This window comes from Cupriavidus sp. H39 (assembly GCF_050271075.1).
GTDB classification, from domain to species: domain Bacteria; phylum Pseudomonadota; class Gammaproteobacteria; order Burkholderiales; family Burkholderiaceae; genus Cupriavidus; species Cupriavidus necator_B.
Genome location: NZ_CP189848.1, coordinates 3,171,589 through 3,185,954 on the forward strand (window position 1 = coordinate 3,171,589; position 14,366 = coordinate 3,185,954).

14 protein-coding genes are annotated in these 14,366 nt (G+C 68.5%); 9 read left to right on the top strand and 5 right to left on the bottom strand.

Annotation, left to right across the window (positions count from 1 at the left end):
- Position 1 precedes the first annotated feature (1 nt).
- The 3 genes from miaA to ACOCMH_RS30070 all read left to right on the top strand — a co-directional run bounded on the left by miaA (position 2) and on the right by ACOCMH_RS30070 (position 2,390).
- A complete protein-coding gene (gene miaA, locus ACOCMH_RS30060; protein WP_427311142.1) occupies positions 2 to 970 on the top strand; it encodes a tRNA (adenosine(37)-N6)-dimethylallyltransferase MiaA in 969 nt (322 codons plus the stop codon).
- Between the two features lie 80 nt (positions 971 to 1,050).
- Positions 1,051 to 1,551: an N-acetyltransferase family protein gene (locus ACOCMH_RS30065; protein WP_427311144.1), complete on the top strand. Its 501-nt coding sequence runs from the start codon at positions 1,051 to 1,053 to the stop codon at positions 1,549 to 1,551.
- Positions 1,552 to 1,646: 95 nt separating this feature from the next.
- Positions 1,647 to 2,390, top strand: coding sequence for a GntR family transcriptional regulator (locus tag ACOCMH_RS30070; protein WP_427311146.1), 744 nt, complete (start codon positions 1,647 to 1,649; stop codon positions 2,388 to 2,390).
- 31 nt (positions 2,391 to 2,421) lie between these two features.
- Here the strand turns inward: ACOCMH_RS30070 and ACOCMH_RS30075 are convergent, their stop codons facing one another.
- From ACOCMH_RS30075 to purM, 5 genes are all read right to left on the bottom strand, one after another.
- A complete protein-coding gene (locus ACOCMH_RS30075) occupies positions 2,422 to 3,165 on the bottom strand; it encodes an aspartate/glutamate racemase family protein (protein ID WP_115661260.1) in 744 nt (247 codons plus the stop codon).
- A gap of 8 nt (positions 3,166 to 3,173) precedes the next feature.
- Positions 3,174 to 4,583 carry an amidase gene (locus ACOCMH_RS30080; protein WP_427311148.1) on the bottom strand — a complete coding sequence of 470 codons (1,410 nt, stop codon included), beginning with the start codon at positions 4,581 to 4,583 and terminating at the stop codon, positions 3,174 to 3,176.
- 24 nt (positions 4,584 to 4,607) lie between these two features.
- The gene (gene hydA, locus ACOCMH_RS30085) at positions 4,608 to 6,044 is read right to left on the bottom strand and encodes a dihydropyrimidinase (protein WP_427311150.1); all 1,437 of its coding nucleotides are present in this window, start codon (positions 6,042 to 6,044) and stop codon (positions 4,608 to 4,610) included.
- A 40-nt stretch (positions 6,045 to 6,084) separates the two neighbouring features.
- Positions 6,085 to 7,413, bottom strand: coding sequence for an MFS transporter (locus ACOCMH_RS30090; protein ID WP_427311152.1), 1,329 nt, complete (start codon positions 7,411 to 7,413; stop codon positions 6,085 to 6,087).
- A 335-nt stretch (positions 7,414 to 7,748) separates the two neighbouring features.
- Positions 7,749 to 8,801, bottom strand: coding sequence for a phosphoribosylformylglycinamidine cyclo-ligase (purM, locus tag ACOCMH_RS30095; protein ID WP_171515839.1), 1,053 nt, complete (start codon positions 8,799 to 8,801; stop codon positions 7,749 to 7,751).
- Positions 8,802 to 8,992: 191 nt separating this feature from the next.
- Here purM and ACOCMH_RS30100 point away from each other — a divergent pair, with 191 nt between their 5' ends.
- The 6 genes from ACOCMH_RS30100 to ACOCMH_RS30125 all read left to right on the top strand — a co-directional run bounded on the left by ACOCMH_RS30100 (position 8,993) and on the right by ACOCMH_RS30125 (position 14,351).
- Complete coding sequence (locus ACOCMH_RS30100) at positions 8,993 to 10,063, top strand: AI-2E family transporter (RefSeq protein ID WP_427311155.1); 1,071 nt, start codon at positions 8,993 to 8,995, stop codon at positions 10,061 to 10,063.
- Between the two features lie 53 nt (positions 10,064 to 10,116).
- Positions 10,117 to 10,824, top strand: a complete 708-nt coding sequence (hda, locus tag ACOCMH_RS30105) for a DnaA regulatory inactivator Hda (RefSeq protein WP_427311157.1) — start codon at positions 10,117 to 10,119, stop codon at positions 10,822 to 10,824.
- Between the two features lie 62 nt (positions 10,825 to 10,886).
- On the top strand, positions 10,887 to 11,561 hold the full coding sequence (locus tag ACOCMH_RS30110; protein WP_427311159.1) for an HAD family hydrolase: 675 nt from the start codon (positions 10,887 to 10,889) through the stop codon (positions 11,559 to 11,561).
- A 1-nt stretch (position 11,562) separates the two neighbouring features.
- Positions 11,563 to 13,113, top strand: a complete 1,551-nt coding sequence (gene pcnB / locus ACOCMH_RS30115; RefSeq protein WP_427311161.1) for a polynucleotide adenylyltransferase PcnB — start codon at positions 11,563 to 11,565, stop codon at positions 13,111 to 13,113.
- Positions 13,114 to 13,653, top strand: coding sequence for a 2-amino-4-hydroxy-6-hydroxymethyldihydropteridine diphosphokinase (folK, locus tag ACOCMH_RS30120; RefSeq protein WP_171515844.1), 540 nt, complete (start codon positions 13,114 to 13,116; stop codon positions 13,651 to 13,653).
- Positions 13,654 to 13,709: 56 nt separating this feature from the next.
- Positions 13,710 to 14,351: a deoxynucleoside kinase gene (locus ACOCMH_RS30125; protein WP_427311164.1), complete on the top strand. Its 642-nt coding sequence runs from the start codon at positions 13,710 to 13,712 to the stop codon at positions 14,349 to 14,351.
- Positions 14,352 to 14,366: the final 15 nt, after the last annotated feature.

Below are 14,366 nucleotides of genomic sequence, written 5' to 3' on the forward strand. Positions count from 1 at the left end.
GATGTCCGCCGTCCCCCACGATTCCGCCGCGCATCCGCCGGTCATCTGCTTGCTCGGCCCCACCGCGTCGGGCAAGACCGCCGCCGCGCTGGCGCTGGCGGCCGACGCGCCGGTGGAGATCATCAGCCTGGACTCGGCGCTGGTGTACCGCGAGATGGATATCGGCACCGCCAAGCCCACGCGCGAAGAGCTGGCCGCGGCGCCGCACCACCTGATCGATATCATCGACCCGGCCGACAGCTACTCGGCCGCGCAGTTTGTCGGCGATGCCGAACGGCTGATCGGGCAGATCCGCTCGCGCGGCCATGTGCCGCTGATCGTGGGCGGCACCATGCTGTATTACAAGGCGCTGACGCAGGGCCTGAACGACCTGCCGCAAGCCGACGCCGCGCTGCGCGCCGAGCTGGACCAGCTCGCCGCGGAACGCGGCTGGCCGGCGCTGCACGCAATGCTGGCCGAGGTCGACCCGGTCACCGCGGCCCGGCTCGCCCCCAATGACGCGCAGCGCATCCAGCGCGCACTGGAAATCCATCGGCTGTCCGGCCAGCCGATGTCGGCACTGCTGGCGCGCCAGGCCGAGGGCCGTACCTTTGCCGGCGCGGCCGACCAGCGCTACCGCGTGATCGCGCTCGAGCCCTCGGACCGGCTGGCGCTGCATGCCCGCATCGCGCAGCGCTATGACGCCATGCTGGCGCACGGCTTTATCGACGAGGTCGAGCGGCTGCGCGCGCGTGGCGACCTCCATCCGGGGCTGCCGTCGATCCGCTGTGTCGGCTACCGCCAGGTGTGGGAATACCTGGACGGCGAGGCCGACTTTGCCACCATGCGCGAGCGCGGCATCGCCGCCACGCGCCAGCTGTGCAAGCGCCAGCTGACCTGGCTGCGCAGCACGCCCGAGCGGCTGGCGGTCGATTGCCTGGCGCCGGATTATGTCGACCAGGTGCGCAAGCTGGCGGACTTCGGGCACTAGGCCAATTGCACGTGAACTGGCTTGGCGCGTGACGGACAGGCGATAATTCCGAATCCCTGTACTCCGGAAAACCGACCCGCATGTCCAAGCCCGCCTTCACGCTGCGCCCCGCCACCGCCGCCGACAGTGAAACGCTGTTCAACCTGATCCTGGCGCTGGCCGAATACGAAAAGCTGACGCATATCGTCGAAGCCACGCCGCAGAAGATCGAGGCCGCGCTGTTCGGCGCGAAGCCGCAGGCCGAGGCCGTGCTGGTCGAAGTCGATGCCGAAGCGGGGCGCAAGGCGGTCGGCTTTGCCCTCTTCTTCCATAATTTCTCGACCTTCCTTGCCAAGCCCGGCCTGTACCTGGAAGACCTGTATGTCGATCCGGCCTGGCGCGGCCACGGCCTGGGCAAGGCTTTGCTCAAGCACCTGGCGGCACTGGCGGTCGAGCGCGGCTGCGGCCGCTTCGAATGGTCGGTGCTGGACTGGAACCAGCCGTCGATCGATTTCTACCAGGCCATGGGCGCCGACGTGTTGCCCGACTGGCGCATCTGCCGCGTGACCGGGGCCGCGCTGGACAAGCTCGGCGCAAAGTGACGCAGCACCGGTCGCCGGCGGTGTTATACACTTGATGTCGAACCGCCATACAATGACGGCACCAACTGTCTTTTTTCGGGACCGCGCCAACCGCCATGCCACGCACCAAAGCCGAACCGCCTGCCAAGCCTTCCGACGGTATCCCTGACACCGACGCGGACGGCGCGCGCGGTGCATCGGTGGAGGAAATCGCGGACCGTATCCTGACCGCGATCTGGGAACACCGCCTGCCGCCGGGCACCAAGCTGGTCGAGGAGAAACTGGGCGGCGTGTTCGGCGTGAGCCGTACCAAGGTGCGGCTGGCCTTCGCCAAGCTCGCGCACGAGGGCGTGCTGACCGTGCATCCCAACCGTGGCACCTTTGTCTCCAGCCCGAGCGTGGCGGAAGCACGCCAGGTGCTGCATTCGCGCCACCTGCTGGAACCCGCGCTGGTGCGCGACCTGGCCGGCGCGATCAGCGCCAGGGGCGTGCGCGCGCTGCGCGACACTACGCGCCAGGAAGCGCAGGCGCGCGACAGCAACGACCGCCGCGCCATCATCCGGCTGTCGGGCGAGTTCCACTGCAAGCTGGCCGAGATGACGGGCAACCAGTACCTCGGCAAGTACATGCGCGAGCTGTGCTCGCTGACCTGCCTCATCATCGCGCTCTATGACGCGCCGGGCGTGCCGTCGTGCCCGCACCATGAGCACGACGATATCGTCGATGCGCTGGAAGCCGGCGACGGCGAACGCGCCGCGCGGCTGATGCGCGAGCACCTCGGCCACGTCGAAAGCACGCTGCGGCTGGAATTGCCCGCGGAAGAAAAGGTAGACCTGGAAGCAGTGTTCGCCGCGGTCTGAGCCGCGGCGTTACCGTCGGGGGAAATGCGGCTTAGCGGTGCTCGATGCGCGCGGCCAGCGCCGCGGGCAAACCCAGCGTGGGCTTGGCATCGGGCCGGCGGAACGTGCCCGCGGTGGCCTTGCGCGGCTGCAGCGCGACCAGCGCTTCGGCCTGCTTGACGGCGGCGGCCATCTGGTCGACCACCGGCACCGCAATGCGGTCGCGCACGCGCGCGGCCAGGCCGGCCAGCGGCGCGCCGGCCAGGATCACCACATCGGCCTCGTCCTCCACCACGGCGCGGTTGGCCAGCTCCACCAGCACCGCTTCCTTCTCTTCCTGCACGTCCGACACCGAGGCAAAGCTGCCGTCGAGCATGCGGATGCCGGCCAGCCGGCCGCGCAGGCCGTGCATGTCCACGCATTCCTCATACCAGGGGCCCAGCGCGCGCGCAAAGGTAACGATGGCAAAGCGCCGCCCCAGCATGCATGCCGACAGCATCGCGGCCTCGGCCATGCCCACCACGGGCAGGTCGAACAGTTCGCGCGCGCCCATCAGGCCGGGATCGCCAAACGCGGCGATGACCGCCGCGTCGAACTGGCCGTGATGCTCGGCCAGCATTTCCAGCGCGATGGCGCCGCCGATCTGCGCCTCGGCGCGGGTGGCGATATACGGCACGCCGCGGCTGGCGGTCAGCGGCACCAGCTCGGTGCCGGGCGCGGCGGCTTCGGTGGCCGCGGCCATCAGGCGCGCGGTGATGCCTTCGCTGGTGTTGGGATTGAGAACGAGGATTCGCATATTGGAGATCAGGCAGGGTTGAGCAAGGACGCCAGCACGCTTTCGGCCAGCTTTGCGGCCGCCAGCACATTGCGGTCGGCACCGCGCGGGCCGGCGATCTGCAGGCCCACCGGCAGGCCGTCGCGGCCGCTGCCGCAAGGCACCGAAATGGCCGGCGCCAGCGCATGGTTGAAGAAGGGCGTGAACACCGCGTGGGCGCGTGGCTCCACCGCGACGCCACCGATCCGCTCCGGCCCCAGCCGGTCGTTGCGCCAGGCCACGCACGGCGTGGTCGGGCATAGCAGCAGGTCATAGCGGGTGAAGAAGCCGGCCAGCGCCAGCGCGATCTGGCGGCTGGCCTCGCGTGCGCGCGCCACCTCGGCGCCGGTCCACGCCAGGCCACGCTCGATCTGACGCGCGACGTCGGCATCGAACTGGTCCGGGTCGCGGCGCCAGGCGTCGCCATAGAGATGGGCCAGGCCGACATGCTGCAGCGGCATCAGGGCGGCCTCGTCGGCGCCCTGCGGCCATGCCGGATCGGCGCGTTCGATGCTGAGCCCGGCGGCCTGCAGCCGGGCCACGGCGTGCTCGAACGCCTGCGCGACGTCGTCGTCGACCGGCGTGTCCAGCCCCAGGCGCGGGCTGACCGCGATCTTCAGCGTATGCAGCGGCCGCGCCGCGCTTAGCGAAAAGCCCAGCGTATCGGGATCGCGCGGATCGGCACCGGCCAGCGCCTCGAACATCAGCTCGGCATCGGCGACGGTGCGCGTGATCGGCGCCATCACCTGGATACCGTTGAAGGCGTGCGGGAAGCCGATTGCATCGGGAATCGCGCCGTAGGAAGGCTTGAAGCCGACCACGCCGGCATGCGCGGGCGGACGCCGGCTGGAGCCGCCGCCATCGGTGCCCAGCGCCAGCGGCGCCATGCCGGCCGCCACCGCCACCGCGCAGCCGCCCGACGAACCGCCCGCGGTCAGCGTGGCATCGAGCGGATGGCGGGTCAGGCCGTAGACCTTGTTGGTGGTCAGTCCCTTGCAGGCGAACTCCGAGGTGTTGCCCATGCCGAGCACGATCGCGCCGGCCCGGCGCAGGCGCTCGACCGCAATCGCGTCAGCGGGCGCGATGAAGTCGCGGTACAGCTGCGAGCCCTGCGTCACGCGCCGGCCCTGGCACCAGATCACGTCCTTGACGATCACCGGCACCCCCGCCAGCAGCGGGCGCTCGCCCTGCGCCAGGCGCGCGCGCAGCTGCGCGAGATCGGCATCGACCAGTTCCTGGCGCTGCTCGAAGACGGCGTTGAGCTGGTCGTTGCGCGCCGCGATGCGGGCCTGGAACGCGGCGGCCACCTCGGCGGGATCGAGGCGGCCGGCGGCAACGCGGGCCGCGATGGTGGCGGCGTCCAGGCGGTTGGTCAGTTCCATATTGGCAGTGTGGGTCAAAACATCACTCACGCAAGGCGGCCGTCATAGCGTGCCACCCGAGGTGCGGTAGCGCGGCCGCGCCATTTCCGGCAGCCCGCACGGCAGGAACTCGCCGTGGCCCGCCTCGGCCATCACCTCGCCCTCGTGCGCCACCACCTTGCCGCGCACCAGCGTGGTCACCGGCCAGCCGGTCACGCGCAGGCCTTCATACGGCGTGTAGTCGACGGCATGGTGGAGGTCGGCGTTGCGGATCGTCACTTCGCGCTGCGGATCCCAGATCGCCAGGTCGGCATCGGCGCCGATGGCGATGGTGCCCTTGCGCGGATGCAGGCCGTAGAGCTTGGCCGGGTTGGTCGAGGTCAGCGCGACGAATTGGTTGACCGAGATGCGGCCGCCCACCACGCCTGCCGAGAACAGCAGCGGCAGGCGCGTCTCCAGTCCGGGAATGCCGTTGGGGATGTACTGGAACGGGACTTCCTGGCCGCCGGGCTTCTTGCCCTGCGCGTCTTCGTAGCGGAACGGTGCATGGTCGGACGAGAAGATGGTGAAGAGGCCGTCGGCCAGGCCGTCCCAGATCACTTGCTGGTTGCTGCGATCGCGCGGCGGCGGGCTGCACACGCACTTGGCGCCGTGGTAGCCGGGCTGGTCGAGGTCTTCGGCGGTCAGGAACAGGTATTGCGGGCAGGTCTCTGCAAAGATCTTCATGCCGCGGTTGCGCGCCCAGCGGATCTGCTCCACCGCCTCCTTGCCCGACACATGGACGATCAGGATCGGCACGTCGACCAGTTCGGAGAACGTAATGGCGCGGTGCGTGGCCTCGCGCTCGATCGCCATCGGCCGCGCCAGCGCGTGGAACTTCGGCGCCGTGTTGCCGGCCGCCTCCAGCTTGTCGGTCAGCCAGGCGATGCAGTCGGAGTTCTCGGCGTGCACCATCACCAGCGCGCCTTCGTGGCGCGCCACCGACAGCACCTCCAGGAGCTCGCGATCGTTCAGCTTGAGGTCGTCGTAGGTCATGTAGACCTTGAACGACGAATATCCCTCGCGGATCAGGCCCGGCAACTCGTCGTTCAGCACTGCCTCGGTGGGGTCGGCCACGATCAGGTGGAAGGCGTAGTCGACCACCGACTTGCCGCCGGCGCGGCGGTGGTAATCGGCCACCGCCGCGCGCAGCGAATGGCCTTTCTCCTGCGCGGCAAACGGGATCACGGTGGTGGTGCCGCCGCACGCCGCCGAGACCGAGCCGGTGCGGAAGTCGTCCGCCATCCGCAAGCCGTCCGGCATCGGCTGGTCCAGGTGGCAGTGCGCATCGACGCCGCCCGGCAGCACCAGCTTGCCGCTGGCGTCGATGGTCTGCACCGCCTCGCCCAGGTCATGGCCAAGCTGCACGATGCGGCCGCCGGCGATGCCGATATCGCACTGCATGGTGTCGCTGGCGGTCACCACGGTGCCGTTGCGGATGATGAGGTCGAACTGTTTCACGGTACGGTTTTTTCAGAAAGACAAGGGAGAGTCCGGCGCTTCAGCGGTCAGCGTCGGAGAGATGCATGCGTGCGGTCTCGCGGGCCGCGAATGCCGCCACCGCGATCAGCGCGCAGACTGCACCCAGGTAGAGCGCCACCGGCATGGTGCTGCCGAAGCGGTCGAGCAGGCCCACCGCGATCAGCGGGGCCAGCGCGCCGCCGAACACGCCGGCGAACTGGAAGCCCAGCGAGGCGCCGGTCACGCGCACCCGGGTGGCGAACAGCTCAGGCAGGAACGACGCCAGCGGCGAGAACATGAACGAGACCAGCACCATGCCGACGAACGACGCCAGCATGATCAGCGCCGGGCTGCCGGTCTTGATCAGCGCGAAGAAGGCGAAGGCCCACACCGCGCCGCCGATGCCGCCGATCATCAGCACCGGGCGGCGGCCAATGCGGTCCGCCAGCAGGCCGGCGATGGGAATGAACAGGATCTGCGCCAGCGCGCCCAGCAGCACGGCATTGAGCGCGATGCTCTTGGGCAGGCCCAGCTTGGTCGGCACGAAGTACAGCAGGAACAGCGTGAACACGTAGAAGGCGATATCGCCGCCCAGCCGTGCGCCGAAGGCGATCAGCAGCTGCTTCTTGTAGTTGCGCAGCACTTCCATGATCGGCGCGCGGGCTTCGGCATGCGATGCCTCCAGCTTCTCGAACATGCCGGATTCCCGTACGTTGGAGCGGATATAGAGCCCCACCCCGACCAGCAGCGCCGACAGCAGGAACGGCACGCGCCAGCCCCAGCTGAGGAAGGCTTCTTCCGAGACCTGCCAGGTCACCAGCGCGAACACGCCGTTGGCCAGCAGCAGGCCGATCGGCGCCGCCAGCTGCACCAGGCTGCCGAGCATGCCGCGCCGCTTACCTTCGGGATCCAGTTCATTCACCATGATCGCCGCCCCGCCCCACTCGCCGCCCAGCGCCAGGCCCTGCACCACGCGCAGCAGCACCAGCAGCAGCGGCGCCAGCGCGCCGGCCGCGGCATAGGTCGGCAACAGGCCGATGCCGAAGGTGGCCAGGCCCATCATGAGCAAGGTGATGATCAGGATGGACTTGCGGCCCATCTTGTCGCCGAAGTGGCCGAAGATTGCCGCACCCAGCGGCCGCGCCACGAAGGCCACGCCATAGCTGGCAAAGGACAGCAGCGTCGCGGTCAGCGGATCGCTCTGCGGGAAGAACAGCTTGGGAAAGACCAGCGCGGCGGCCGATCCGTAGATGAAGTGGTCGTAGAACTCGAGCGTGGTGCCGGCCAGGCTGGCCCCGGCGACGCGCGCGACTGACTGTTTCCGGGTCGACGCGCCGTTGTCGGCGGCGTCGATGCTGACTGCTTGCATGGTTGGATCCTCCAATGGTCCCTGGCCCGCCCGGGTGCACCGGTGATGCCGGCGTCGGATTCAGGCGTTGTCTCCGGACGCCGCATGCTTGTGCGGCGTCTTTGCTCAGTACATTAGGCCATAAACCGCCATACAATCAAGCAAAATATTGTTTGTCAGATGTGGTGCATGTGCATGCTGGAAGTTGGTGCAATGCACTAAGGCAGTTCCTGTCACAACATGGCGGCGCGGGGCTCGGGTAAACACCTAAGCACCCTATCGGGCCAAGCGGGCATAAAAAAAACGGCGCATGCCCGAAGGCATGCGCCGTTTTCTGTATCGAAGCGGAGGTTGCGTCAGATCACGATGGTCTGGGCCTCGCCCTCAGCCCGCTCGCGGATCTCACCGATCTGCCACACGGCTTCGCCAGCAGCCTGCAAGTGCCGGATGGCTCGTTCGGCGTCTTCCTTGGCAACGATCACGACCATCCCGATGCCGCAATTGAACACCCGGTGCATTTCGTCGTCCGCCACGCGGCCCTGCTGCTGCAGCCACTGGAACAGCGGCGGCAGCGTCCAGGCATCGCGATGCAGCACCGCCGTGACGTCCTGCCCCAGCACGCGCGGCACGTTTTCGGTCAGGCCGCCGCCGGTGATGTGGGCCATGCCCTTGACCGGCAGCGTTTCGATCAGCGACAGCAGCGGCTTCACGTAGATCCGGGTCGGCGCCATGATCGCGTCCTGCAGGCGCTGGCCGTGGAAGTCGGCGTTCAGGTCCGGCTTGGCCACTTCAATGATCTTGCGCACCAGCGAGTAGCCGTTGGAATGCGCGCCCGACGAGGCCAGGCCCAGCACCACGTCGCCCGGGGTGATGGTGCTGCCGTCGATGATTTTCTTCTTTTCGACCGCGCCGACGGCGAAGCCGGCCAGGTCGTATTCGCCGTCCGGGTACATGCTGGGCATTTCAGCGGTCTCGCCGCCGATCAGCGCGCAGCCGGCCAGTTCGCAGCCGCGGGCGATGCCCTGGATCACGGTGGCGGCGGTGTCGACGTCGAGCTTGCCGCAGGCGAAGTAATCGAGGAAGAACAGCGGCTCGGCGCCCTGCACCAGGATGTCGTTGACGCTCATCGCGACCAGGTCCTGGCCGACGGTGTCATGGCGATTCAGCTGGAAGGCGAGCTTGAGCTTGGTGCCGACGCCGTCGGTGCCCGACACCAGCACCGGCTCCTGGAATTTCTTCGACAGCTCGAACAGCGCACCGAACCCGCCGATGCCCGCCATCACGCCCTCGCGCATGGTGCGCTTGGCGAACGGCTTGATGCGGTCGACCAGCGCGTCGCCGGCATCGATGTCAACACCGGCGTCGCGGTAGGAAAGGCCTGCCTGGCCGGCGGTCGGGGATGCGCTCATGGGAACCTGCTTGTCCTGGAGGAAATAAAGTGAGGAATTCGGCGCTCGGGCCACCGCCGCTTCCGTCGCTTGGCATCGGAAGGCGGGCGCGAGTCCAGTAGAATCGCAATTTTAACGGATAGAGGCCCCCTGCTTCCAGTTTCCGGCGAGACCGCGCCGCGAAGCGCGCTGCCGCCCTCCCCCAACCATTGATGAATGCCCCGCTGCTGAACCAAGAGGCCAAGCGCATCCTGCTCTGGATCGTCGTGGCGGTCGCGCTGTTCGCCGCCATCATCGCGCTGGCGCCAGTGCTGACACCGTTCCTGTTCGCGTTCATCTTCGCCTATATCCTGAACCCCGGCGTAGACTGGCTGCAACGCCGCCGGGTGCCGCGCGCGATCGGCGTGACACTGATGATCCTGCTGCTGACAGTGATCTGCGTGATGCTGGCGCTGCTGCTGATCGCGGTGCTCCAGCGCGAGATCCCGCAGGTGCGCGAGCAGTTGCCGATCCTGCTGAAGAAGCTCAATTCGGTGGTGTCGCCCCGGCTGGCCGAGTTCGGCGTGCGCGTGCGCTTCGACTTCCCCGGCCTGCGCAACATGCTGTCGGACCGCTTCTCGGCCAGCCCGGAAGACCTGCTGGTGGTGCTGCTGAACTACGTCAAGGTGTCGGGCTCGGCGCTGATTGCGGTGGCAGGCATCGTCTTTATCGTGCCCATCGTCATGTTCTACCTGATGATGGACTGGCATATGGTGATGCGCCGCATCGAGGGCGTGGTGCCGCGCCGCTGGGTGCCCAAGGTGCGCGAGCTGAGCAACGAGACCGACGCGCTGCTGTCGCAATACCTGCGCGGCCAGATCCTGGTGATGGTGATCCTGGCGGCAATCTATTCGATCGGCCTGACCATCGCCGGCTTCGATATCGGCGTGCCGGTCGGGGTCTTCACCGGGCTGGCGGTGTTTATCCCGTATATTGGCTTCGGCGTCGGGCTGGTGATGGCGGTGCTGGCCGCGCTGCTGCAGTTCGGCAACTGGTACGGGCTGGCCGCGGTGGCGGTAGTCTATGGCTTCGGCCAGTTCATTGAAAGCTTTTACCTGACGCCAAGGCTGGTGGGCGAGCGCATCGGCCTGCACCCGCTGGTGGTGATCTTCGCGCTGCTCGCCTTCGGCCAGCTGTTCGGCTTCTTCGGCGTGCTGCTGGCGCTGCCGACCTGCGCGGTGCTGCTGGTGGGCGCGCGCCAGCTGCGGCGGGTTTACGTGGCCAGCGACCTGTACCGAAAATAACGGCTGCCGCGCGCCGCCCGCTCACGAACCTAGCCCGAAGTTAGCCATACGTCATGTCCCCGCGTCCCAAGCAACTGTCGCTCGAGCTGGGCAGCCCGCCGCCTTCGACCTTCGAGAATTTCGTGGTCGCGTCCAACCGCGAGGCGCTGCAGCGGCTGCGCGAACTGCCGCCCGCGCTCGCGCAGGAGCACGCCAGCGACCGGCTGATCTACCTGTGGGGCGAGGTGGGCTGCGGCCGCACCCATCTGCTGCATGCAGTGTGCGAGGCCGGGCCGCAGCACGGCATTCGCTGCCGCTACCTGAGCCCGCACCACCCGCTGTCTGATTTCCTGTTCGACCCGTGGTGCCAGCTCTACACCGTCGACGACGTCGAACTGCTTGACGAAGCGCGCCAGATCGCGGTGTTCTCGCTTTACAACGAGGTGCGCGCGCACGGGCGCACCGCGCTGGTGGTCGCGGGGGGCCTGGCTCCGCGCGCGATGCCGGTGCGCGAAGACCTGCGCACGCGCCTGGGCTGGGGCCTGGTGTACCAGGTGGCGCCGTTGTCCGACGACGACAAGAAGGCCGCCGTGCTGCATGCGGCACGCGAGCGCGGCCTGCAGCTGTCGCCCGAGATCACGCACTGGCTGGTCACGCGGCATTACCGCGACATGCCCAGCCTGATGGCGCTGCTGGACGCGCTCGACACCTACTCGCTCGAACGCAAGCGGCCGGTCACGCTGCCGCTGCTGCGCGAGATGTTCGCCGAATTCCGGGATTAGGCGGCGGCCCCGGCCCGCACGCTCCCCGCCCCCCATCCTGCCTTCAGGTAAAATCGCCGCCCATGAATCTGGCACTCTTTGACCTCGACCACACCCTGATCCCGACCGACAGCGACCATGAATGGGGCCGCTTCCTGGTCCGCCTGGGCGTCGTCGACGAGGTAATCTACCGGCAGAAGAACGACGAGTTCTACGGCCATTACAAGGCCGGCACGCTCGATATCCAGGCGTTCCTGCGCTTTGCGCTGGCGCCGTTGGCGGCCAACCCGCGCGACCGGCTCGACGCCATGCGGGTGCGCTTCATGCACGAGGTAATCGACCCGGTGATCACGCCGCAGGCCCGCGCGCTGGTCTACAAGCACCTCGAAGCCGGCGACCTGTGCGCGGTGGTCACCGCGACCAACAGCTTCGTCACCGCGCCGATCGCCGCGGCCTTCGGCATCAAGCACCTGATCGCGACCGAGCCGGCCACTGTCGACGGCAAGCCCGGCAGCCAGTTCACCGGCGAGGTCGAGGGCGTGCCCAGCTTCCGCGAAGGCAAGATCACCCGCGTCGAAGCCTGGCTCAAGGCCCAGGGCGCGGGCTGGGACAATTTCGAGACCACCACCTTCTACAGCGACTCGGCCAACGACCTGCCCCTGCTGGAGAAGGTCTCCGAGCCGATCGCCACCAACCCGGACGATCGCCTGCGCCACCACGCCGCCGCGGCAGGCTGGCGCATCATGGATCTGTTCTGACGTGATCAAGAAGCTCATTACCCGGCTGCTGGGCAAACCCGGCCCCAAGCAGCGCCGTACCGGCCGCGCCCATACGCCGCGCATCGTCGGCGCCGACGAACACCAGATCGACCCGTCGCTGCTGTCGCGCAATGCGGTCAAGGTCACCTCTACGCTGCAGCAGGCCGGCTACCAGGCCTACATCGTGGGCGGCGCCGTGCGCGACCTGCTGCTCGGCATCAAGCCCAAGGACTTCGACGTCGCCACCAACGCCACACCCGACCAGGTGCAGGCGCTGTTCCGCCGCTCGCGCATCATCGGCCGCCGCTTCCAGATCGTGCACGTGACCTTCTACGGCGGGCGCGAGCAGGAAATCATCGAGGTCTCGACCTTCCGCGCGCTGGTCGACGCCATCGCCAGCGAGACCTTGCCCGAAGGCCGGCGCCTGAAGCGTGCCGAACTCGACAGCAAGACCCATGCGATCGATGCCTCGGGCCGCGTGCTGCGCGACAACGTGTGGGGCTCGCAGGCCGAAGACGCGGAACGCCGCGACTTCACCATCAACGCGATGTACTACGACCCGGCCGCGCAGACCGTGCATGACTACCATCACGGCATGGAAGACATCCGCGCGCGCACGCTGCGCATGATCGGCGACCCGGTCACGCGCTACCGCGAAGACCCGATTCGGATGCTCCGCGTGGTGCGCTTTGCCGCCAAGACCGGTTTCGACATCGACGAGGCCACGCGCGAGCCGATCGCCGGGCTGGCCGAGCTGATCCACAACGTGCCCAGCGCGCGCCTGTTCGACGAGATGCTCAAGCTGCTGATGTCCGGCCACGCCTGGGCCTCGCTGCAGGAGCTGCGCAAGGCCGGCCTGCACCAGGGCCTGCTGCCGCTGCTGGACGTGGCGCTGGAGCAGCCCATGGGCCAGCGCTTCGTGCAGCTGGCGCTGGACAACACCGACCGCCGCGTGCAGGCCGGCAAGCCGGTGTCGCCAGGCTTCCTGTTCGCCGCGCTGCTGTGGCACCACGTGCTGCAGCGCTGGAACAAGCTGCGCGACGAAGGCGAGCACGCCATCGCCGCACTCAACACCGCCATGGACATGGTGCTGGAAAAGCAGACCGGCCAGCTCGCGATCCAGCGCCGCTTTGTCACCGACATGCGCGATATCTGGGGCATGCAGCCGCGCTTCGAGAAGCGCGTGGGCCGCATGCCGTTCCGGCTGCTGGAGTCGCCGCGCTTCCGCGCCGGCTTCGACTTCCTGCAGCTGCGCTGCCAGTCGGGCGAACTGCCCGAGGAACTGGCCGCGTGGTGGCAGGACTTCCAGGACGCCGACCCGGGTGAGCGCGAAGACCTGATCGATGCGGTGCGCGGCGCGCGCGGTGCCGGTGGCCATGGCGGCCAGGGCGGCCAGGCTGGCCAGGCCGGCCAGGGCAGCGAGGGCGAAAGCCCGGCCCGCAAAAAGCGCCGCCGGCGCGGTCCGCGGAAATCGGATAAAGTGTCCTCCCGGAGCGATACGGACGCGGGCGAGGCAGCGCATGCCGGCCCCGGCCAGCCGGAGGAAACTTAAATGACGCTTGCCTTCATCGGCATCGGGGCCAACCTGGGGGACGCCCGCCAGGCCATCAAGGACGCCATCGTGTGCCTGGCCCAGCAGGTCGGCATCACGGTGCTGGCGCGCTCGTCGCTCTATCGCACCGCCCCGGTCGATGCCGGCGGCGACGACTACTACAACGCGGTGGTCAAGGTGCAGACCTCGTTCACCGCGGCGCAGCTGCTGCGCATCTGCCACCACATCGAAGACCAGTTCGGCCGCGAGCGCCCGTTCCGCAACGCGCCGCGCACGCTGGACCTGGACCTGCTGCTGTTCGGCGACGAACAGCATGACCACGAGCACCTGACCGTGCCGCACCCGCGCCTGACCGAGCGCGCCTTCACGCTGGTGCCGCTGCTGGAGCTGGATGCCGCGCTGGCGATCCCGGGGCGCGGCCGCGCCGCCGACTACCTGGCCGGCGTGGGCGCGCAGCGAATCGAGAAGGTCTCGACCTGCAAGTGCCTGCGCATGCAGGCCGCCGCCGGCAAGACGGGCGATGGCGGTACGCCCGGCTGAGCCCGCCCGGCAGCGCCCGCGGCGCTGCGCTTCTCCACACTGACGCCCGGAGCGCCATGCTCGATCACCTGCGCCGCATTGTCGTCGAAGGCCCCGTCGGATCGGGCAAGACCTCGCTGGCCCAGCGCCTGGCGCGCACGCTGCAGGCGCAGGAACTGCCCGACAGCGCCCGCCGCAGCCCCTTCCTCGAGCCGTTCTACCGCGACCCCGCGCGCCATGCGCTGGCGTTGCAGCTGTGGTGCCTGACCCAGCGCGCCACGCAGCTGCAGCAGTGGCAAGCCGGCGTCGCCGCCGGCCAGCGCATGGTCACCAACTTCCTGATCGCCAGGGACCGGTTGCATGCCGCGCTGACCCTGTCCGAAGACGAGCTGGCGCTGTACGACGCCATCGCCGCGCGGCTGGCGCTGCCGCTGCAGCGCGCCGACCTGGTGATCGTGCTGCAGGCCACCCCGTCGCTGCTGCGCGAGCGCATCGTGCGCCGCGGCGAGCCGGGCGAGGCCGGCATCGACGAACACTACCTGCAGCGCCTGGCTGGCGCCTATGGCGAATTGTTCCACCGCTACGACGACGCCCCGGTGCTGGTGGTCGACACCGCCCATTTCAATCCGGTGGACAATGACGACGATTTCCGTACACTACTGTCGCGCATTGAAAACATGCGCGGCCGCAAGGCCTTCCTCAATCTCGCCGCGCCCTGACAGGCCTCGCCTGCC